Genomic DNA, 19,212 nt, shown 5'->3' on the forward strand with positions numbered 1-19,212 from the left:
GCGATGGCGAACCCCACCGGCTTCCTCGACATCGCGCGGCACGAGCGGCCGGACCGGCCCGCCGCCGAGCGGGTGAAGAGCTGGGACGAGTTCGCCCTCCCGCTTCCGCCCGAGACCGTCGCGCGCCAGGCCGAGCGCTGCATGGAATGCGGGATTCCCTTCTGCCACTCGGCCTGCCCGGTGAACAATCTCATCCCCGACTGGAACGAGCTGGTCAGCGAGCAGGACTGGAAGGCGGCGAGCGAGCGGCTGCACGCGACCAACAACTTCCCCGAGTTCACCGGGCGGGTCTGTCCGGCGCCGTGCGAAGCGGCCTGCACCCTGAACCTCGACGACAATCCGGTGACCATCAAGTCGATCGAGTGCGAAATCGCCGACCGTGCCTTCCGCGAAGGCTGGGTCACCCCGCGACTGGCGGCGCGCGGGACCGGGCGGCGGGTGGCGATCGTCGGGTCGGGACCGGCGGGGCTCGCCTGCGCGCAGCAGCTCGCGCGGATGGGCCATAATCCGACCGTGTTCGAGAAGGCCGACCGGATCGGCGGGCTGCTCCGCTACGGCATTCCCGACTTCAAGCTCGCCAAGAGCCTCATCGACCGGCGGGTCGCGCAGATGGAGCGCGAGGGCGTGCTGTTCCGGACCAATGTCGAGGTCGGGACCGAGGTCACGCTCGACCGGCTGCTCGACGATTACGAGATGGTGGTGGTTGCCGCCGGGGCCGAGCGGCCGCGCGACCTCGCCATTCCCGGGCGCGAGCTCGCCGGGGTTCACTATGCGATGGATTATCTGACCCAGCAGAACCGGCGCGTGGCGGGGGACGGGGAGACCGCTGAGCCGATCACCGCGACGGGCAAGCATGTGGTGGTGATCGGGGGCGGCGACACGGGCTCGGACTGCATCGGGACCGCCAACCGGCAGGGCGCCGCCTCGGTCACCCAGTTGGAGATCATGCCCGAACCACCGGCGCGCGAGGACAAGGCGCTGACCTGGCCGAACTGGCCGCTGCGGATGCGCACCTCGACCAGCCAGGAAGAAGGCTGCGCACGGGACTTTGCGGTGATGACCGCGGCGTTCGAGGGCGAGGGCAGGGTCGAGCGGCTGCGCTTCACGCGGATCCGGTGGGACGAGGGGCGGCCCGAGCCCGTCGAGGGGTCGGACAGCCATATCCCTGCCGACCTCGTGCTGCTCGCCATGGGCTTCACCGGCACCAGCTTCCCAGCCCAGGGCGGGGGCCTCGAACTGGCCGGCGAGTCGATCCTCGCCGGGGCGAAGGATTTCGCGACCTCGCGCCCGCGGGTGTTCGCCTGCGGCGACGCGCGGCGCGGACAGAGCCTGGTCGTCTGGGCGATCCGCGAGGGCCGCGACTGCGCGGCGGCGGTGCACAAGGCGCTGAGCAGACTTTAGTCACCGGCATTGGACAAGCCGGTGACGGCGACTTATATACCGCTCGATATGAATATCCCCGAGCGGCATCTGGGCAAGGGCAGGCCCCGCGAGTTCTGCGTCGACCAGGCGCTGACGGCGGCCCTCGGCGTGTTCTGGACCAAGGGTTACGAGGGCTCGTCGCTGAGCGATCTCACCGAGGCGATGGGGATCACGAGGCCCAGCCTCTATGCGGCCTTCGGCAACAAGGAAGAGCTCTTCCGCAAGGCGCTCGACCTCTACGAACGCGAGAAGCTGGCCTATGTCAGCGAGGCGCTGGCGGCCCCGACCTCGCGCGGCGTGGTCGAGCGGCTGCTGACGGGCGCGCTCGAGAATCTTGGCGGGAGCGAGTGCGAGCCGCGCGGCTGCCTCCGGGTCATCACCTCGATGACCTGCGGCGCCGAGGCGGCCTCGGTCCGCGAGGATCTTCACGCCCGCCGCGCTTCGTCGCAGGCGGCGCTGGTCGCGCGGATGGCAAAGGCGGTCGCCGACGGCGATTTTCCCGCCGGGACCGATCCCGAGAGCATCACCAACTACCTGCTGGCGATCCTCCAGGGCCTGTCGGTGCAGGCCAATAGCGGCGCCTCGCACGAGCAGCTCGAGGATGTCGTGCGGACCAGCCTCGCGGTCTGGCCGGGGCGCTAAAAAAGTTTTCTACCGCACGGTACAGAACTCTTGACCGAGGCGGGCCGCGTTTATATACCGTTCAGTATAGAACAGGTGGCAGGAAAGGTTTGAGTCGCTTCACGGCGACACGCGGGAAGGGCGAACCCTTCCGATCATAGATTTTCGTGCTCCGCCGAGTGGCAGGCCGACGCGCCCGCCGGTGGGAGCCTTGCGTCCAATCGACACGAAACAGGCTCGGAATCGCGCGATTCCGGGAGCGAGCCGGCGCGACCGGTGAACAGGAGACATTTGCATGGCGTCCTTGCCCTTGACCCTCCCCGAACCCGCGCGCGCCGCTTCGCCGGCGCCGCGCCTCACCCTCGTCGCCTCGCAGCCGGCTCCCGAGCCCGCGCGGCTGTCGGCCTTCGACTGGTCGATCGTCGCGCTGGCCGAGCATGACAGCCTGGCCAGCCTGCGCGAACCCGGGCGGCTGGCCAAAGCGATGGAGATGCTGTTCGGCCTCGGCCAGCCCAACAAGCTCGCCAACAGCCGGAGCGAGACGCTGCGCCGGATCGCGGTCTGGGCGTGGCGGCGCGGCTGGACCATTCCGCAGAGCGAGATCGACGCCTTCGTCGAGGCCGGCTTCACGCTCGCCCAGCTCGAACTCATCCAGGCCAGTATCGCCCAGGGCCGCAATGCCGCCCGGGTGCGGAGGCGGAGCCGGTGAACGTGGCCACCACCATCAAGAGCGACGAGGCGACCCCTCTCGCGCTGTCCCGGCGAGGGCTGACGCGGGGACAGAAGATCCTGCTCGGCGTGCTTCCGATCGCGGTCGCGGGCGGGCTTTATTTCGCCAATGCCCAAGGGGGCCCGGCCGATGCCGCGCCGCCGCCAGCGACCGTCACCGCGGCGGCGCCGGTCGTCCGCCAGATCACCGAGTGGGACGATTATTCGGGCCGGTTCGAGGCGAGCCGGTCGGTCGAGGTCCGCCCGCGGGTCTCGGGCGCGATCACCGGGGTCCACTTCCAGGACGGCGCCTATGTGCGTCAGGGCCAGCTCCTCTTCACCATCGATGCCCGGCCGTTCGCCGCGGCGCTCGCCGAAGCGCAGGCGGCGGTGCAGAGCGCGCGGAGCGACCTGTCGCTCGCCAGCGCCGACCTCGGCCGGGCGACCCGCCTGCTCGAGGTGGATGCGGTCTCGCGCAGCGACGTCGACCGGCTTCGCGCCAGGGTCCAGGCGGCGCAGGCGGCGCTGGCCGCGGCGCAGGCCCGGGTCCGCTCGCGCGCGCTGGACCTCAGCTTCACCCAGGTCCGCGCGCCGATCAGCGGGCGGATCTCCGACCGGCGGATCGATGCCGGCAATCTCGTCGCCGGCGGGATCGGCGCGGGGGAGGCGACCCTGCTCACGACCATCAACGCCCTCGACCCGGTCTATTTCACCTTCGACGCCTCGGAAGCGCTCTACCTCAAGGCCCGCCGGGCGCGGGAGAGCGGGGCAGGCTCGAGCGAGGTCGCGATCCGGCTCCAGGACGAGCGCGACTACAAGTGGCGCGGCCGGCTCGACTTCACCGACAACGGGATCGACGGGCGCTCCGGGACCATCCGCCTGCGCGCGGTGATCGCCAACCCGACCGGTTTCCTCACGCCGGGGATGTTCGGCAATGCGCGGCTTGCCAGCGGCGCTGCGACGATGGCGCTGATGGTGCCCGACGAAGCGGTCCAGACCGACCAGGCGCGCAAGGTGGTGACGGTGGTGGCAAGCGACGGCAGCCTGTCGCCGCGGCCCGTCACGGTCGGGCCGCTGCTCGACGGCCTGCGGGTCATTCGCTCAGGGCTCTCGCCCAATGACCGGGTGGTGATCGCCGGCGCGCAGCTCGCCATGCCCGGCGCCAAGGTGAAGGTGAAGCCCGGAGTGATCCAGCCCAGGCCCGCCACGGCCGCGCCGGCAGCGCCTTCCCAGCCGGCGGGCGAGGCGACCTTCACGGCCCGCTGACCCCGCGCCGCCAATCGATACTCAACGAACCCACGCCCCGGCGAGGAGCCGCACCCATGCGCCTGTCCCGTTTCTTCATCACCCGCCCGATCTTCGCGGCGGTGCTCGCCATCCTCATCACGGTGATGGGCGCCATCGCCTATTTCGCGCTGCCGGTGTCGCAATATCCCGACATCGTGCCGCCGACCGTGACGGTCAGCGCGAGCTATCCCGGCGCCTCGGCCGAGACCGTCGCGAGCACCGTCGCGGCGCCGATCGAGCAGGAGATCAACGGCGTCGACGGCATGATCTACATGTCCTCGCAATCGACCGGCGACGGGCGGCTGACGATCACCGTCACCTTCCGCCAGGGCACCGACCTCAACGCCGCGCAGGTGCTGGTCCAGAACCGCGTCGCGATCGCCGCCCCGCGGCTGCCGCAGGAAGTGCAGCGCCTCGGCGTCGTCACGCGCAAGACCTCGCCCGACTTCCTGATGGTGGTGAACCTCGTCTCGCCGGGCAACAAGCTCGACCGCGGCTACATGAGCAATTACGCGCTGACCCAGATCCGCGACCGTCTCGCGCGATTGGACGGGGTCGGTGACGTCCAGCTGTTCGGCGCGCGCGATTATGCGATGCGGGTGTGGATCGACCCCAGCCGCGCCGCCGCGCTCGACCTGACGGCGGGGGAGATCGTCGCCGCGCTTCGGGCGCAGAACGTCCAGGTCGCCGCGGGCACGCTCGGCCAGCCGCCCTACAACACGGGCGCGGCCTACCAGCTCAATGTCGAGGCGCAGGGCCGGCTGACCGACCCCCAGCAGTTCGCGCAGGTCGTGATCCGCAGCGATCCCGACGGCCGCCAAGTGCGGGTCTCGGATATCGCCCGGGTCGAGCTCGGCGCGGCCGACTATGCCTCCAATACCTATCTGTCGGGCGAGCCGACGGTGCTGCTCGGCGTGTTCCAGCGGCCCGGCTCGAACGCGCTCGCCGCCGCCGAGCTGGTGAAGAAGGAAATGGAGGCGGCCTCCAAGAGCTTCCCGCCGGGGCTCGAATACAAGGTGATCTACAATCCCACCGAATTCATCGCCCAGTCGATCGACGCGGTCGGCCATACGTTGCTCGAAGCGATCGTCCTCGTGGTGCTGGTGATCCTCGTCTTCCTCCAGCGCTGGCGCGCGGCGCTCATTCCGGTGCTCGCCATCCCCGTCTCGCTGATCGGCACCTTCGCGGTGCTGCAGATGGTCGGTTATTCGCTCAACAACCTGTCGTTGTTCGGGCTGGTGCTGGCGATCGGGATCGTGGTCGACGACGCCATCGTCGTGGTCGAGAATGTCGAGCGCAACCTCGCCAAGGGCATGACCGGGCTCGAGGCGGCGCGGACCTCGATGGACGAGGTGGCGGGCGCGCTGGTCGCGATCGTGCTGGTGCTGTGCGCGGTGTTCCTGCCGACCCTGTTCCTGAACGGCCTGTCGGGTGCTTTCTACCACCAGTTCGCGGTGACCATCTCGGCGGCGACGCTCATCTCGCTGCTGCTGTCGCTGACCCTGTCGCCGGCGATGGCCGCGCTGCTGCTCAAGCCGCACGGTCACGAGCCGCCGAAGAACCGGCTCGCCGCGCTGGCGCAAGGCGCGGGCGACCGCTTCAACCGAGCGTTCGAGCGGTTCGGCGAGGCTTATGCCGGCCTAACCCGGAAGCTGGTCCAGGCGCCCAAGCGGATGATGGCGGCCTATGCGGTGCTGATCGCGTTGACGGTGGGGATCTTCGCGGTCACCCCGACGGGCTTCATCCCGGCGCAGGACCAGGGTTATTTCCTGACTGTCATCCAGTTGCCCGCCGGCTCGTCGCTCGAGCGGACCGACGCGGTGATGCGCAAGGTCGCCGCGCGAATCACGCCGATCCCCGGGGTCAAGGGCGCGGTCATGCTGGCGGGCTTCGACGGCGCGTCGCAGACCCAGGCTCCCAATGCCGCCGCCGCCTACATCCCGCTCCAGTCGTTCGAGGAGAGGGCGAAGCTCGGCGTGTCGCTCAAGGACATCATGGCCGAAGCGCAGAAGCGCACCACCGACATCAACGAGGCGCGGCTGCTGATCGTGCCGCCGCCGCTGATCCAGGGCATCGGCTCGGCCGGGGGCTATCGGATGATCGTGCAGGACACCGGCGGGCACAGCTTCCAGGAACTGAGCGGCCTGTCGTGGGCGCTGATCGGCAAGGCCAACCAGACGCCGGGCCTGCGCCAGGTCTACACCTTGTTCGATGTGACGACCCCGCGCGTCTATGCCGATATCGACCGGGTCAAGGCCGACATGCTCGGCGTGCCGCCCGAGCGCATCTTCGAGGCGCTCCAGGTCTATCTCGGCTCGGCCTTCGTCAACGACTTCAACCTCTTGGGCCGGACCTACCGGGTGACCGCGCAGGCCGACGCGCCCTATCGGGCGAGCGAGGCCGACATCGCCAACCTCAAGGCCCGCTCCAACTCGGGCGCGATGGTGCCGATCGGCTCGGTCGCGACCTTCGAGGACCGAACGGGGCCCTATCGCGTGTCGCGCTACAACGGCTTCCCGGCGGTGGAGATCGATGGCGATACCGCGCCGGGCTATTCCTCGGGCCAGTCGCTCAATGCGATGGAGAAGCTGGCCGCCGAAGTGCTCCCCGCGGGCTTCCGGACCGAATGGACGGGAATCGCCTATCAGCAGAAGGCGGCGGGAAGCACCGCGACACTGGTGTTCGCGCTGGCGGTGCTGTTCGTCTTCCTAGTGCTGGCGGCGCAGTTCGAGAGCCTGGTGCTGCCGCTGGCGATCATCCTCATCGTGCCGATGTGCCTGCTCGCCGCGATGGTCGGCGTGAACCTGCGCGGCATGGACAATAATGTCCTGACGCAGGTCGGGCTCGTGGTGCTGATCGCGCTCGCGGCGAAGAACGCCATCCTGATCGTCGAGTTCGCGCAGCAGGACGAAGCCGCGGGCATGAGCCCGATCGAGGCGGCGGTGCGCGCCGCGCGCGACCGGCTCCGGCCGATCCTGATGACGAGCTTCGCCTTCATCCTGGGCTCGGTCCCGCTGCTGATCGCGACCGGGGCGGGGGCCGAGCTTCGGCAGGCGCTGGGGACGGCGGTGTTCTTCGGGATGGTCGGAGTCACCGCCTTCGGGCTCATCTTCACGCCGACCTTCTACGTCGTCTGCCGGAGCCTGGCGGAACGCCTGCGCCGCCGCCCGGCCGGCAAGTCGTCCGAGCCAGCCTTGCTGCCGGCCGAATGAGGACCACCAGCATGACCAACCATCTTTTCCTGACGTCGCTCTCGGCGCTCGCCCTCGCGGCCTGCGCCACCGGACCTGATTATCAAGCCACGCCGGTTTCGGCGGCCGCTGCCGCGCCCTTCGTCCACCAGCAGGGCGCGGCGGTGAGTTCGGCCGAACCGGCGGGCCAATGGTGGCGGCTCTATGCCGATCCGGTGCTCGACGGCCTCGTCGCCGACGCGCTTGCCGCCAATACCGACGTCCGGGTCGCGGTCGGGCGGCTGGCCAAGGCGCGGGCGTTGCTGCGCGAAACACGCGGCCAGCGCGAGCCGCAGATCGGGGTTGGGGCCAGCGCCCAATATGGCAAACTGCCGGGGCCCGACCTCGGGCAGAAGCGCGAGGACGTGCAGGTCGATGTCGGGCTCGACGTCGCCTATGAGCTCGACCTGTTCGGCCGAGTGTCGCGCTCGGTCGAGGCCGCGCGCGGCGATACCGCGGCGGCGGCCGAGGATGCGCAGGCAGTGCGGGTCGCGGTGGTCGCGGATACGACCCGCGCTTATGCCGACGCGGCCTCTGCCGCCGAGCGATTGGCGGTTGGGGAGCGGATCGTCGCTTTGCTCGACCGCTCGCTGGCCTTGACCGAGAAGCGCCACCAGGTCGGGCTCGCCAACGGGCTCGATACCGCGCGGATCGCGGCGCTGCGCGACCAGCGCGCGGCGGAACTGCCGTTGATCCAAGCCGAGCGCGAGGCGGCGCTGCTGCGGCTCGCGACACTCACCGGGCGGACGCCGCGCGAGTTGCCGCCGATCGCCGCGGCGCGGGTCTCGACCCTGCGGCTTGCCCAGCCGATCCCGGTCGGTGACGGGGCCGGGCTGCTGGCAAGGCGGCCCGACGTCCGCGCGGCCGAGCGAAGGCTGGCCGCCGCCACCGCGCGCATCGGGGTCGCGACTGCCGACCTTTATCCGCGCATCACGCTCGGCGGATCGGTAGGCTCGAGCGGGGCGGGGCTCGGCAACATCTTCGGCGGCAATCCGCTGACCTGGCTGGTCGGACCGCTGATCAACTGGACGGTCAATCGCAGCGCCGCGCGCGCCCGGGTCGCGGGGTCCGAGGCCGACGCGCAGGTCGCGCTCGCCCAGTTCGACGGCAGCGTGCTGACCGCTTTGCAGGAGACCGAGACGGCGCTGTCGTCCTATCGCAACGCGCTCGCCCGGCGCGCGGCACTGCAGTCGGCGAGCAACGCGGCGGAGAAGGCCGCGGCCATCACGCGCGCCCGCCAGCGTGAGGGCGACATCAGTTCGCTGGAGCTGCTCGATGCCGAGCGGACCGCGGCCGACGCCCAGGCGGCGCTGGCCGAGGCCGATGCGCGGATCGCGACGGCGCAGATCGACCTGTTCCGCTCGCTCGGCGGGACCTGGACGCAGGCCTAGTCGCGGACCGCGCGGCGGACGAGCTGCTGGGTGCGGACCTCGGCCTGGAGCCCCTCCGCGATGGCGGCAAGCGCGGCTTCGGGATGGCAGGTCGCGCCGCACAGGAAGATGTCGATCGCGGCGAAGGCTTCCTCGGGCCAGCTGTGGATCGAGATGTGCGATTCGGCGAGGAGGGCGATCCCCGTGACGCCCTGGCCGACGCCGAAGCTGTGCAGGCGGACCTCGAGGACGGTCGCGCCGGCGACCTCGGCGGCGCGCCGAAGCACCCGCTCGATCAGCGCGGCATCGTCGAGTCCCCGGCCGCCGACGAGATCGGCGATGAGGTGGACGCTGTTCCAGGGCTGATGCGCGCTCATGCGAGTGGCTCATGAGGATGACCGAGGTGACGCATGGCGGCCTCGGCGGCAGCGACCCCGGCGTGATGCGCTTCCTCGAATAACGACAGGCCCGAAAGGTCCGAATGGGCCAGCAGCAGCGGCGGGCGGACGGCATCCTCCATCCGGTCGGGGGCCGCGGCCATGAAGCCCGGGACCGGGCGGATCATCGCATGGCCCCAGCGCCAGACGTCGATCCGCTGGATCGCGCCGTCGAGCTCGGGATGGAGCTGGAGAAGATCGTCACGCACGAGGGCCTGCCAGCTTCCGAGCGATCGTTCCAGCAGCAGCTTGCGCGCCTGCTTCGGGGGCATCGCCGAGAGCGGCATGTACCAGGTCAGCACCGTCGGCCCGGCCGCCGCGCTCGCGCTCTGGTGGGTGGCGACGACGTAGCCCAGAGATTCGCTCGCGGTCGAGACATTGTCCCAGGCGAGCGGCACGCCCTTGCCCGTGGGCGGGCGCGACACGGTGACGTTGGCGACCACCCAGGGCGCATAGCTGTGCTCGGCCTTGCCTAGGCGCTCGGGCGCGACGCGGGCGGCGACGAAATGCGGCATGGCGAGGATGGCGGCGCGGGCGCTGAGGCGCTGGCCCTGCCCGGCGCGGTGATCGAATGCATCGAGGAGGACGCCCTCGCCCTCGATACGGGCGCGGACGACGGTCTGCCCGGTGGCGATGCGCGACGCGGCGCTTGTCGCCATGAGCGTGATCAGTCGCTGGTTGCCCTCGGGCCAGGTCAGCTCGCGGTCGCCGTCGCCATTGGCCGCCCACCCCCGGCGCGCGGCGAAATAATGAATGCCGGCCCAGGCCGAGACCTGGTCGGGCTCGGTCCCGTAATCGTCGCGGCAGCAATAGCGGACGTAGGCACGCAGGATCGGGGAGTGCCAGCCCTTGGCGTCGAGCCATTCCGCGAAGCTGAGGCGGTCAAGGTCGCGATAGGCGGGATCGCGCGAGGAATAAGCGCTGGGGACGGCGAAGGCGGGCTTGCCGTCGGACCCCACCGCCTTGGCGAACTCGGCCATGGCGGCGGAAAAGGCGGCGCGCTCGGCCTTTTCGGCGTCGCTGAGGCCGATGACGGGATAGAGCCCTTCCTGCCATTCGCCGCGCCAGAACAGGCGCTCCTCGAGGTCGGCGCAGAGCTGGTAGGGGTCGTAGACCGGCTGGCCGTCCTTCTCGCCGGTGATCATCCCGAACTGCCGCAGCATGTGCTGGAGCGCTTTCGCCTCGCGGTTCGGGATCGGCAGGTAATGCGCGCCGAGCGGATAGGCCGAGACGGCGTTGCGCCCGCCGCGGGCATTGCCGCCGGGCCGGTCCTCGAGCTCGAGCAGGCGGAAATCGGTGAAGCCGGCGTCGACCAGCCGCCAGGCCGCGGCGAGGCCCGCGACCCCGCCGCCCGCGATCAGGAGCGGCACCTCCTCGACCGGCCCCGTCGGCGCGGGGAAGCGGCCGTCGCGAAGCTGGTGGCCGCGCTTCATGTCGGCGCCGCCGAGCTCGCCGGGGATGGGCGCGGCGTCGGCGGCGCAGCCCGACATGGCGAGCACGCCCGCCCCGGCGCCCGCGGCCGCCAGCAGCCCGCGACGACTGAACTCAGCCGTCATATTGCGCCCATTCCTCGGAAAAGGAGCGGACCAGCGCCTGGTTGTCGAGCCGGTTCACCGGGGTCGCCCGCCGCGCCATGTCGGGGGCGAAGTCGAACATCATTCGTTCGGAGGCAGGGGTGAGGAAGCGCAGGTTGGCGGGCAGGCGCACGGCGTCGCCGATCGGGCGATGCGCGGCCATGGTGAAGCCCCATTCGCCAAAGCTCGGGACATAGACATGATAACCGCGCGCACTGAGCCCGGCGGCTTCGAGCGTGGTGGCGACCGTCCAGTAACTCTTGGGGGCGACGAGCGGCGAAGTGCTCTGCACGGTCATCACGCCGTCGGGCTTCAGCAATCGCGCGACCTCGCGGTAGAAGCTTTCGGTATAAAGCTTGCCGAGCGAAAATTCGGTGGGATCGGGGAAGTCGATCAGGACCGCGTCATAGGCGCCGCGCTCCTGCCGCACCCAGCGGAAGGCGTCGGCGTTGATCACCCGGAGCTTTGGCGAAGTCAGCGAGCCCGCGTTGAGCGCGGCCAGTTGCGGCGTGTTGCGGAACAGCGCGGTCATCGCGGGATCGAGATCGACGAGGGTCACGCTCCCGACCCTGGAATCGCGCAGCACCTCGCGCGCGGCAAGCCCGTCGCCGCCGCCGAGGATGAGCACGTGGCGCGGGTCGGCGACCCGGCCGAGGACCGGCCAGACCAGCGCCTCGTGATAGCGATATTCGTCGCGCGAGGAGAATTGAAGGTTGCCGTTGAGATAGAGGCGCAGGTCGTTGCCGCGGCGGGTGAGCACGATCCGCTGGTAGGAGGTGGAATGGGCGTAGATGACGGGCTCGTTGTAGAAGGCGACCTCGGACCAGCGCTGGATTCGCTCGGCCCAGGCCATGCCGGCGACGAGGGTGATCGCGCTGAGGACCGCCGCGACCAGCTCGACCCGCATCCGCCGCTCGCGCCGGAGCACCAGCAGCAGGGCTATGGCGACCGCGACATTCATTAGCCCGAACAGGAAGCCGGTGCGGATGAGGCCGAGCCGCGGCACCAGCAGCAGCGGGAAAAGGAGCGAGGCGACCAGCGCGCCGACATAATCATAGGTGAGCACGGTCGAGACCAGCTCGCGCAGCGCGAAGCGGTGACGGAGGATGCGGATCAGGAGCGGAATCTCGAGCCCGACGAAGACCCCGATCAGCAGGACCAGCCCGTAAAGCGCGACCCGGAAGTCGCTGACATAGGGAAAGAGCAGGAACAAGGCCGCGGCGAGCCAGCCGCCGACGAGCGCCAGCAGCACCTCGACCCGGACGAAGGCGAGCAGCTCGTCCTCGCGGATGTAGCGCGACAGCCAGCTGCCGATGCCCATCGCGAACAGATAGGTGCCGATGACGGTCGAGAATTGGGTGACGCTGTCGCCGAGCAAATAGCTGGCGAGGGTCCCGGCGAGCAGTTCGTAGATGAGGCCGCAGGTCGCGACCACGAACACGGAGAAGAGGAGAATGAGGGCGAGGCGCGGCTGGCCGTCGCCGATCGTCTCCTCGGGGTCGTCAGCCATGAACCGCCGCGGCGATGATCGTCGAAATGCCGATCGCGACCGAGCCGGCGAGAAGGGCCACCGCGAGGTTCTTGCGCTCGATGATCTCGCGCCAGAGGTCGCCGGGGGTCAGCTTGTCGACGAGGACGAAGCTGAAGACGAAGATGACGATCCCCATGAAGGCGTAGAGCATCGTCGCAAGGAAGGTGTTGAGGGAAAGCATGGCCGTATCCTCCTTATTTGTGGGTTGGGCCGTAGAAGCCGGAGGAGCCGCTTCGGCTGCCATCCGCGAACGGTGACCAGGCGTAGTAACTGGCGGCGACCGCACCCATGAGCATGGCGAGGCACCACAAGGCGAACAGGAAGACCCGCGGGCTCATCAGCGATACCCGCGTTCGGTGGCGGCCCGCGCCTTGCGCCACATCCAGAAGGCGACCGGCGCGAAGATCAGGATCGTGAACATGAGCAGGTTGCTGAGGAAGACCCCGCCCGGCGCCACCTTGAACCGCAGGGTGATCATCTCGGGCGGGTCCAACCAGCCGCTCCCGGCATAGCCCGACGCATAGGAGGACGACGAGGAGGAATAGTTGGGCGAACTGCTCCAGGCCGTGGCCTTGGCATCGACCATCACGTCATAGGTACCGGCGGGAACGCCCGCGAACTTGGTGGTTTCGCTGCGGCTGCCCTCGGTCCAGTTCCCGTCGCTGTCGCGGCCGGAATAATATTCGACGATCCCATAGGCATCGATCGCGCGCTGCGTGCGGCGATCGACGAGGCTGTAGTCGAGGTCGACCCATTTGTTGACGAACTGGTCGCCGCGGGCGGTGATGGTGACCGCCTGATAGGGACGGCGAAGCGTGATGGTGCCGAGCATCACGGTCTTCTCGGGCTGGCCGGTGTAGACGTTGAAGCTCTGGGTGACCGCGGTCCGGCCCATGCCGAAGACGAGGCCGACGATGAGGATGAGGAAACAGGTCGCCATCCCCATCACGATCATGGCGGAGAGATCGTCGCCGTCACTGGCGCGGCGGACCGGCACCAGCCCCTGCGCCTTTGCCTGCGCTCCGGCACCGGACCGGCTGCGCAAGGTGGACGCCGTCTTGCGCCCGAACTGGCCGGGCCCGCGCGGCGCGCCGCCGGGGCCGGGGGCGGCGGGGTCGGGCGGAGCGGAGAAGGCGTCCGCCACGCTGTCGCCGCCGGGCAGCGGTTCGATCAGCGTCCAGTTGACCTCGTCGCGGCTGCTTTCCCACGAGAGCATGACGTCGCCGGCGGAAAAGGTGGTCGCCTCGACCGTGTCGCCCGCGCTGACCCGCCAGTAGAATTCGCCGACCACCGCGTCGGTGGTGGTGGCGACGGGCGAATAGTCGGCGGTGAAGCGAAGCCCGTCATATTCGAACGCCTGGCTGCCGAGATTGACCGGCTCGCTGGTGAGCGCGGTGCCGAGCGACCATTCAACATCGGCCTCGATCAGCCAGCGATAGCCGGCATAGGGATTGAACAGCAGATATTCGGTCCAGCGCGCCTCGTCGTCCGACCGCTCGAGCCAGCCGATGACCTCCCACTCGACCCCCTGGACGGTCCCGCGCGCGCCGAGCGGCAGCGTCTTGGCCGAGGCGGCGTGCTGATATTTGGTGATGAGGCGCACGTCGGGCGTGGTGACGTCGAGCTCGGACCCGCAATATTGGCAGGCGACCTGGATCGTGTAGCCCGCCGCCTTGAGCGCGATGGTGCCGCCGCAATTGGGGCAGGCGATGACCCGCGCGGCGGTCATGCGAGCGTCGCCGGAAGCGACCAGCCCTCGATCGGGCGGAGGTTTCTGGGGCTAAGCTCGGGCAGGGTGACGTAGCGCCCGGCATAGGCGCTGACACCGTTCGCGTCGCGCTGGACGCTGAGCGCGCCGCCGCCGGGGCTCTTGAAGTCGACGCTGGTCATGGTCCAGTCGGCCGGGGTCGGGAAGGGGAGGTCGCCCTCGCCGCCGAGGCATTCCACCTGCTTGATGTCGGCGGCGCTATAGTCTCCCAGCCGGTCGCCGACGCGGATCGGCTCACCCGCGGCGAAGCCCGTGAGCAGGGGATCGGAGAGGAGGTCGGGACGCTCGGCAAGGACCATGAACTGGCCCATCGCCTCGCTCAACCAGCGGGCCTGGCCGTCGCGGCAATTGAGCAGCCACTCGTTCCAGCTGCCGTCGACCCAGCTCCAGCGGACCCGGCCGGCGACCTCGAAGGCGATCCCGTCGACCTGCCCGGTGGTGCCGAGCTGGATCGGGGACACGTCGAACGGCAGCACCGCGGACTTGCCGATCAGGTCCAGGCCCTCTCCCTCGCGCAGCAGGACCGAGTGGCAATGGCCGCAGACGGCATAGGGCATGGCAGCCGAGCGCAGCGGCACCGGCGCGCCGCAGGACGGACAGGCGAGCTCGGGCATTCGCTTACTTCAGGCGCGCGAGCAGTTCGGCCTTCTTGGAATCGAATTCCTCCTGCGTGATCGCGCCCGCGGTCAGCAGCTTGTGGAGCTTCTCGATCAGTTCGAACGGGTCGCCAGCCGGAGCGGCGGCGGCGGGGGCCGGTTGGCTCATGGACTGGCCGAGGCCCTGCGCCATGGTCCCGCCAATCGCCGCGGCGGCGCCGATCCCGGCACCAAGACCGGCAAGGCCGCCTTCCTGGCCGGCGGCCTTTTCGAGCGCTTCGGCCGACTGGAACTTGGCGTAGCGGTCGAGGTCGCCGATGACCCGCATCGAGCTGCCCTTGTCGAGATGGCGCTGGACCTCTTCCGGAAGCGACACGCTCTCGACGAAGAAGCTGAGGCAGCCGATGCCCCAGCGCTTGAAGCTGTTCTCGACCGCGGCGCGAAGCGTGTCGGACAGCTTCTGCTGGTTGGCGGCGAGGTCGAGGAAGGGCACGCCGCTATTGGCGATGCCGGTCGCGAGCGCGGTCTGGATCGCGCCGCGCAGCGTCTGCTCGATCGCCGAGACGTGCAGGCCGGGGAGCGTGCCGAGCAGGTTGTAGGCGAATTCCTGGACGTCGCTGATCGCGATCGAATAGCTGCCGAAGGCGCGGATGCGGAGCGCGCCGAACTCGGCGTCGCGGATGGTGATCGGCTGCGGGGTGCCCCACTTGAGGCCGGTCTGCTCCTTCAGCGAGAAGAAGATGATGTCCGACTTGTGCGGGCTCTCGAACGCCTTGTCCCAGTTGCGCAGGTTGGTGAGGAACGGGAAGTTCGCCGTGTCGAGCGTGTGCAGGCCCGGGCGGAAGAACTGGACCAGCTTGCCCTCGTCGAAGAAGGCCGCGGTCTGGCCCTCGCGGACGGTGAGCTGGGCGCCGTTCTGGATTTCCTGGTCGGGGAAATAGACCCGCCAGGCGAGCTCGCCGGGCTCTTCCTGCCACTGGATGACGTCGATGAACTGCTTGCGCAGGAAATCCAGGACCATGTTCGTCTCCCCCTCCGCCTACTTTGCGGCCCGACCATGATTGCCGCTTTTGGTTGCGCCCACAAGACAATGTGCGCGACCGCCGGCCGCTTTTCCGCCAGCGGACACGGCGGATCGACGAGGGGCGTGGGCTGGCTAGAGCCGGTCGCGAAGAGTAGTGAGGAGCCGTTCGAGCACGACCCGCGAATCGCGCAGCTCGCGTCGGGCGAGCGCCGTCTGACAGGCGGCGACGAGCGAGGTCGAGGTGATCAGCAGCAGGCCGACCAGCACCAGCGCCTGGAACATCGGCCATGTCCTTCGATCGACAGGAATGAGGCGATTTGCGTGGCCCGCGCCCGGGGGAAAGGCGCGGGCCACGCAGGCGGGGCTCAGAAGCCCAGCGCCAGGCTGACCCGGGCCGAAAGGGCGACGCGCTCCTCGCGCTCTTCGGCCGTCACGTCGCCGACAACACGGAAGTCGCTGTTCCCGCCGAGCGCGCGCAGGCCGCCGACCCAGCCGCTCTTCCGCTGTTCGGGTTCGAGCGTGAAGGCGGTGCCGGTGCCGAACCGGGCGACGGTGTTGCCGAGCGACCCGCTGACGATCTCGCGGCGGCCGCCCTGCAGTTCCACGGTGAAGAAGCCGCCGTCCTGGCGCTCGGGCGCGAATTCGATCCCCGCGGCGAGGATCCCGCTGACCGCGAGCTCGTCGCTGGTCCGCTTGTCGACCGTCAGGTCGAGCGCGGTGCCGCCGCCGGTCTCGACATAGCCGTCTTCCTTGAGCTTGGCATAATCGAGGTCGACCGTCGGGCGGACATAGAGCCGGCCGGCCCAGAGCTGCTGAGCGAGATGGGCGCTGGCGGTGACGAGGTCGCCCGACCAGTCGCTGTCGATCTGGCGGTCGACCGGGGTCGGCCCGGTGGTCGAGCGGAAGCTTCGGCGACCGTCGAAATTGATCCGCGCCCAGCCGACCCGGGCACTGGCCTGGAAGCCCTTCGACTGCATCCGCCAATGCGCCGCGACACCATATTGGTTGGCGCTGATGTCGCCGTCGGTTTCCTTGTTCTTGTCCTGGCCGAAGAGGTAGCTGAGCGACGCGCCGACGCGGCCCAGCGGGGTCGCGACGTCGGCACCGCCGTCCACGCCCCAGCCGCCGGTCTTGAAGCTCGCGGTGTCACCGATCGACTTGCTCGAGCCCCAGGCGACCTGGCTGATCCAGTAGGCCATCCGGCCCTGCTCCTTGTAGGGCGAGGTCGGGTCGGTGAGCAGCCGGGCGGCGGCGCGACTGCCCGCGGTGACCGCCTCGAACGCGCCGCCGGCATGCTCGGGGAGCATCTGCTGGATGGTCGAACGGAAGGCGTCGCCGCTGCGGATGCCGAGGATGCTGTCGCCAATCGCCTTGTCGGTCCCGAGCGCGGTGTAGATGGCCGAATAGGCCGCCGTCTCGGAGCGATTGAGGCCGAGCTCGGTCGCCGACTTGCGGGTGATGCTGACGCTCAGCGCATTGGCCGAGGTGGTCAGCGTGCCCTTGTAGATGAAGGGCAGGAGGTCGGTCGTCGCGGCGAGGTTGGACGCGCCGGTGAGCGTCCCGGCGGTCAGCACATTGTAGGTGCCCTCGGCATTGGCGATGTCGCTGACCGACAGCTGGAGCTTGGTCCCGGTCGCGAAGGAGGCGGTGCCGGTGACGTTGATCGCGGTCGACGCGCCGGCGGTCTTGTCGAGGAAGACCCCGAGGACGCCGCCGTCGGTGACGGTCAGGCTGGCGATGGTCGCCGACTTGCGGATGTTGAGCGTGCCTTGCGCGACGCTGACCCCGAGGCCCGAGGCATTGAGCAGCTGGCCGGTATAAGCGGTCTTGCCGGTCAGCGTCAGCACGTCCGCGCCGCCGCCGAAGTCAATGTTGCCGCTGAGCGACGACGTGCCGGCGAGGGTGAGCGTGTCGTTGCCGCTACCGAAGCCGACATTGCCGGTCGCCACCGCATCGCCCGACAGCGCGTAGCGGTTGGTGCCCGCGCCGAAGCTGACATTGCCCGTCTGGACTCCGTCGGCGACGTCAAGGACGTCGTTGCCGCTGCCCAAGCGGATGTCGCCGATGATCGACGGCGCGGCGGCGGTGGCGGCGACCGCGGTCTGGCGGATGGCCGCGCCGGCGGTGTTGGCCGACAGATCGATCGCGACATTGCGGCTGCTGGTCGCCGCCGCGCCCTTGGCGATAATCGCGCCGCTATTCTCGATCAGCGCGAGGGTGCCCGACGTGTCGAGGATCGCGGTGGCGCTCCCGTCGACATTGCCGATCGAGGCACTTATCTCGCCGCTGTTGCGCAAGATGGGCAGATTGGCGCCGACGCCGACCGACACGGCGTTGGCCTTGGCCTGCGCATTGTTGCCGCTCAGCGCGATGACCTTGCCCGCGTTGCGCAGTTCGGGCGTGGTCGCGCCGGCGCCGAGAGAAATTGCGGTAGCGGTGCGGTCGAGCGACTTGGCGGTGACCGTGCCATTGATGCCGATGCCGTTGGCGATCGACACCGTGCCGCCGAGCCCGCCGACCTGGATCGCGTTGCCGTTGACCCCGGTATAGACGCCGTCGCCGGTGACGTTGCCGTCGACGATCAGCCCGAAGCCGGTGCCGGTCCCCGCGACCGGGCCGATGGCGACGCTGTTCGAGGCGTGGCCGATCCGCAGCGCGGCGGCCGAACCGAAGGAGGTGACGCTGGCCGTGCCCTCCTTGCTGTCCTCGATCCCGTCATTGTCCTCGTCGTTGTTGGTCGTGCTGGTGTCCTTGGGCGGCACGGCGAGGATGACGCCGCCGCTCACATTGCCCTCGATCGACACGGCCGGGCCGCCCTGCAGGAGGTCGTCGGCGTCGAGTTTGCTGGGGTCGGCGGGGGCCTGCGTGTAGCGATAGCCGGTGGCGGTGATCGTCCCCTGGATCTCCATCGCGCCCGTCACATTCCCGGCCGAGCGGAAGGCGGTGGCATTCTGGCCCTGGGCAAGGACGGTGCCCGCGACCCGTACCTTGCCGGTGACGTCGCCGAGGCCGATGCCCAGCGCATTGGTGCCGAGCACGTTGATCGAGCCGTTGTTGGCGAAATTGCCGGTCAGCGGGCCGCCGAGGAGGATGCCGGCGCTGTCATTGCCCTCGACCACGATCTGGCCGCTGTTGGTGATGTTGCCGGCGAAGGCGCCCAGCGTCCGGATCGCGACCCGCCCGCTGCCGACGGCGAAGGGGCCGTCGAGGTCGCCGTCATTGTCGGCATCGGTCGGGGTATAGGCCTCGTCGAGCGTGATCTTGCCGCTGTTGACGATCTCGCTGGTGACCCCCGCGTTGGCGAGGATGCCGGTCGCGTTGGCGACCCCGCCGAGGCTGATCGAGCCCTGGTTCGTCACCTTGTTGTTGCTGTTGATGGTGATCGCGACGGGGCCGGTGCCGCCGATTGAGCCGGCCGAGGTGACGAGGATGTCGTCGGGGGTGCCGGCCTTGATCGTCGCGGTCGTCACCGGCGTGGTGGTCGCGGTTTCGATCTTGGTCTGGGCGGCGGCCGGCATGGCGGCGGCGAGCGCAAGGAGGCCGGTAGAGGCAAGGTAGAGATGTCGCATATGTTCCCCGTCGGACGATGACCCGCCCCGCCTTTTTCCGGGGCTTCAGTCATCAGACGGAGGCGTGGTCGCTTT

The 19,212-nt window shown here is 69.5% G+C and carries 16 protein-coding genes; 6 read left to right on the forward strand and 10 right to left on the reverse strand.

The genetic code is table 11. The annotated features are described in order from the left end of the window. The first annotated feature begins 3 nt into the window (after positions 1–3). The 6 genes from BS69_RS0101690 to BS69_RS0101715 all read left to right on the forward strand — a co-directional run bounded on the left by BS69_RS0101690 (position 4) and on the right by BS69_RS0101715 (position 8,659). Positions 4–1,401, forward strand: coding sequence for a glutamate synthase subunit beta (locus BS69_RS0101690; protein WP_029940260.1), 1,398 nt, complete (start codon positions 4–6; stop codon positions 1,399–1,401). Between the two features lie 48 nt (positions 1,402–1,449). Next, entirely contained in the window at positions 1,450–2,064 is a 615-nt protein-coding gene (locus BS69_RS0101695; protein ID WP_029940261.1) for a TetR/AcrR family transcriptional regulator, read from the forward strand. Positions 2,065–2,338: 274 nt separating this feature from the next. Further along, positions 2,339–2,752, forward strand: a complete 414-nt coding sequence (locus tag BS69_RS0101700; protein WP_029940262.1) for a hypothetical protein — start codon at positions 2,339–2,341, stop codon at positions 2,750–2,752. Continuing rightward, positions 2,749–4,017: an efflux RND transporter periplasmic adaptor subunit gene (locus tag BS69_RS0101705; protein ID WP_029940263.1), complete on the forward strand. Its 1,269-nt coding sequence runs from the start codon at positions 2,749–2,751 to the stop codon at positions 4,015–4,017. The genes BS69_RS0101700 and BS69_RS0101705 overlap by 4 nt, the downstream gene beginning before the upstream one ends. Before the next feature lie 56 nt (positions 4,018–4,073). Then, complete coding sequence (locus tag BS69_RS0101710; RefSeq protein WP_029940264.1) at positions 4,074–7,250, forward strand: efflux RND transporter permease subunit; 3,177 nt, start codon at positions 4,074–4,076, stop codon at positions 7,248–7,250. A gap of 11 nt (positions 7,251–7,261) precedes the next feature. Then, positions 7,262–8,659 (forward strand): efflux transporter outer membrane subunit, encoded by a 1,398-nt coding sequence (locus BS69_RS0101715; protein WP_029940265.1) that lies wholly within the window; start codon positions 7,262–7,264, stop codon positions 8,657–8,659. Here the strand turns inward: BS69_RS0101715 and speD are convergent. The 10 genes from speD to BS69_RS0101765 all read right to left on the reverse strand — a co-directional run bounded on the left by speD (position 8,656) and on the right by BS69_RS0101765 (position 19,137). Then, the gene (speD, locus tag BS69_RS0101720; protein WP_037504324.1) at positions 8,656–9,015 is read right to left on the reverse strand and encodes an adenosylmethionine decarboxylase; all 360 of its coding nucleotides are present in this window, start codon (positions 9,013–9,015) and stop codon (positions 8,656–8,658) included. The two genes, BS69_RS0101715 and speD, sit on opposite strands and share 4 nt — an antisense overlap. Next, positions 9,012–10,631, reverse strand: coding sequence for an FAD-dependent oxidoreductase (locus BS69_RS0101725; RefSeq protein WP_029940267.1), 1,620 nt, complete (start codon positions 10,629–10,631; stop codon positions 9,012–9,014). The genes speD and BS69_RS0101725 overlap by 4 nt, the downstream gene beginning before the upstream one ends. Next, complete coding sequence (locus BS69_RS0101730) at positions 10,621–12,159, reverse strand: polyamine aminopropyltransferase (protein ID WP_029940268.1); 1,539 nt, start codon at positions 12,157–12,159, stop codon at positions 10,621–10,623. The genes BS69_RS0101725 and BS69_RS0101730 overlap by 11 nt, the downstream gene beginning before the upstream one ends. After that, a complete protein-coding gene (locus tag BS69_RS0101735) occupies positions 12,152–12,361 on the reverse strand; it encodes a DUF350 domain-containing protein (RefSeq protein ID WP_029940269.1) in 210 nt (69 codons plus the stop codon). The genes BS69_RS0101730 and BS69_RS0101735 overlap by 8 nt, the downstream gene beginning before the upstream one ends. A gap of 13 nt (positions 12,362–12,374) precedes the next feature. After that, positions 12,375–12,518: a hypothetical protein gene (locus BS69_RS14360; RefSeq protein WP_169738041.1), complete on the reverse strand. Its 144-nt coding sequence runs from the start codon at positions 12,516–12,518 to the stop codon at positions 12,375–12,377. Further along, entirely contained in the window at positions 12,518–13,909 is a 1,392-nt protein-coding gene (locus BS69_RS0101745; protein ID WP_051676443.1) for a DUF4178 domain-containing protein, read from the reverse strand. Before BS69_RS0101745 ends, BS69_RS14360 begins: the two co-directional genes overlap by 1 nt. Next, positions 13,906–14,562 (reverse strand): DUF4178 domain-containing protein, encoded by a 657-nt coding sequence (locus BS69_RS0101750; protein ID WP_029940271.1) that lies wholly within the window; start codon positions 14,560–14,562, stop codon positions 13,906–13,908. Before BS69_RS0101750 ends, BS69_RS0101745 begins: the two co-directional genes overlap by 4 nt. A gap of 4 nt (positions 14,563–14,566) precedes the next feature. After that, a complete protein-coding gene (locus BS69_RS0101755) occupies positions 14,567–15,565 on the reverse strand; it encodes an SPFH domain-containing protein (RefSeq protein WP_029940272.1) in 999 nt (332 codons plus the stop codon). Between the two features lie 135 nt (positions 15,566–15,700). After that, positions 15,701–15,850 carry a hypothetical protein gene (locus BS69_RS14110; protein ID WP_156956804.1) on the reverse strand — a complete coding sequence of 50 codons (150 nt, stop codon included), beginning with the start codon at positions 15,848–15,850 and terminating at the stop codon, positions 15,701–15,703. 83 nt (positions 15,851–15,933) lie between these two features. Further along, entirely contained in the window at positions 15,934–19,137 is a 3,204-nt protein-coding gene (locus BS69_RS0101765) for an autotransporter outer membrane beta-barrel domain-containing protein (RefSeq protein ID WP_029940273.1), read from the reverse strand. Positions 19,138–19,212: the final 75 nt, after the last annotated feature.

This window comes from Sphingomonas astaxanthinifaciens DSM 22298, assembly GCF_000711715.1.
GTDB classification, from domain to species: domain Bacteria; phylum Pseudomonadota; class Alphaproteobacteria; order Sphingomonadales; family Sphingomonadaceae; genus Sphingomicrobium; species Sphingomicrobium astaxanthinifaciens_A.

What these genes read in the sequence shown, in the direction of transcription:
- BS69_RS0101735 (WP_029940269.1), bottom strand. Translation starts at nt 12,361, where the DNA reads ATGCTTTCCCTCAACACCTTCCTTGCGACGATGCTCTACGCCTTCATG.
- speD (WP_037504324.1), bottom strand. Translation starts at nt 9,015, where the DNA reads ATGAGCGCGCATCAGCCCTGGAACAGCGTCCACCTCATCGCCGATCTC.
- BS69_RS0101715 (WP_029940265.1), top strand. Translation starts at nt 7,262, where the DNA reads ATGACCAACCATCTTTTCCTGACGTCGCTCTCGGCGCTCGCCCTCGCG.
- BS69_RS0101690 (WP_029940260.1), top strand. Translation starts at nt 4, where the DNA reads ATGGCGAACCCCACCGGCTTCCTCGACATCGCGCGGCACGAGCGGCCG.
- BS69_RS0101745 (WP_051676443.1), bottom strand. Translation starts at nt 13,909, where the DNA reads ATGACCGCCGCGCGGGTCATCGCCTGCCCCAATTGCGGCGGCACCATC.
- BS69_RS0101755 (WP_029940272.1), bottom strand. Translation starts at nt 15,565, where the DNA reads ATGGTCCTGGATTTCCTGCGCAAGCAGTTCATCGACGTCATCCAGTGG.
- BS69_RS14360 (WP_169738041.1), bottom strand. Translation starts at nt 12,518, where the DNA reads ATGAGCCCGCGGGTCTTCCTGTTCGCCTTGTGGTGCCTCGCCATGCTC.
- BS69_RS0101765 (WP_029940273.1), bottom strand. Translation starts at nt 19,137, where the DNA reads ATGCGACATCTCTACCTTGCCTCTACCGGCCTCCTTGCGCTCGCCGCC.
- BS69_RS0101730 (WP_029940268.1), bottom strand. Translation starts at nt 12,159, where the DNA reads ATGGCTGACGACCCCGAGGAGACGATCGGCGACGGCCAGCCGCGCCTC.
- BS69_RS0101750 (WP_029940271.1), bottom strand. Translation starts at nt 14,562, where the DNA reads ATGCCCGAGCTCGCCTGTCCGTCCTGCGGCGCGCCGGTGCCGCTGCGC.
- BS69_RS0101710 (WP_029940264.1), top strand. Translation starts at nt 4,074, where the DNA reads ATGCGCCTGTCCCGTTTCTTCATCACCCGCCCGATCTTCGCGGCGGTG.
- BS69_RS14110 (WP_156956804.1), bottom strand. Translation starts at nt 15,850, where the DNA reads ATGTTCCAGGCGCTGGTGCTGGTCGGCCTGCTGCTGATCACCTCGACC.
- BS69_RS0101725 (WP_029940267.1), bottom strand. Translation starts at nt 10,631, where the DNA reads ATGACGGCTGAGTTCAGTCGTCGCGGGCTGCTGGCGGCCGCGGGCGCC.
- BS69_RS0101700 (WP_029940262.1), top strand. Translation starts at nt 2,339, where the DNA reads ATGGCGTCCTTGCCCTTGACCCTCCCCGAACCCGCGCGCGCCGCTTCG.
- BS69_RS0101695 (WP_029940261.1), top strand. Translation starts at nt 1,450, where the DNA reads ATGAATATCCCCGAGCGGCATCTGGGCAAGGGCAGGCCCCGCGAGTTC.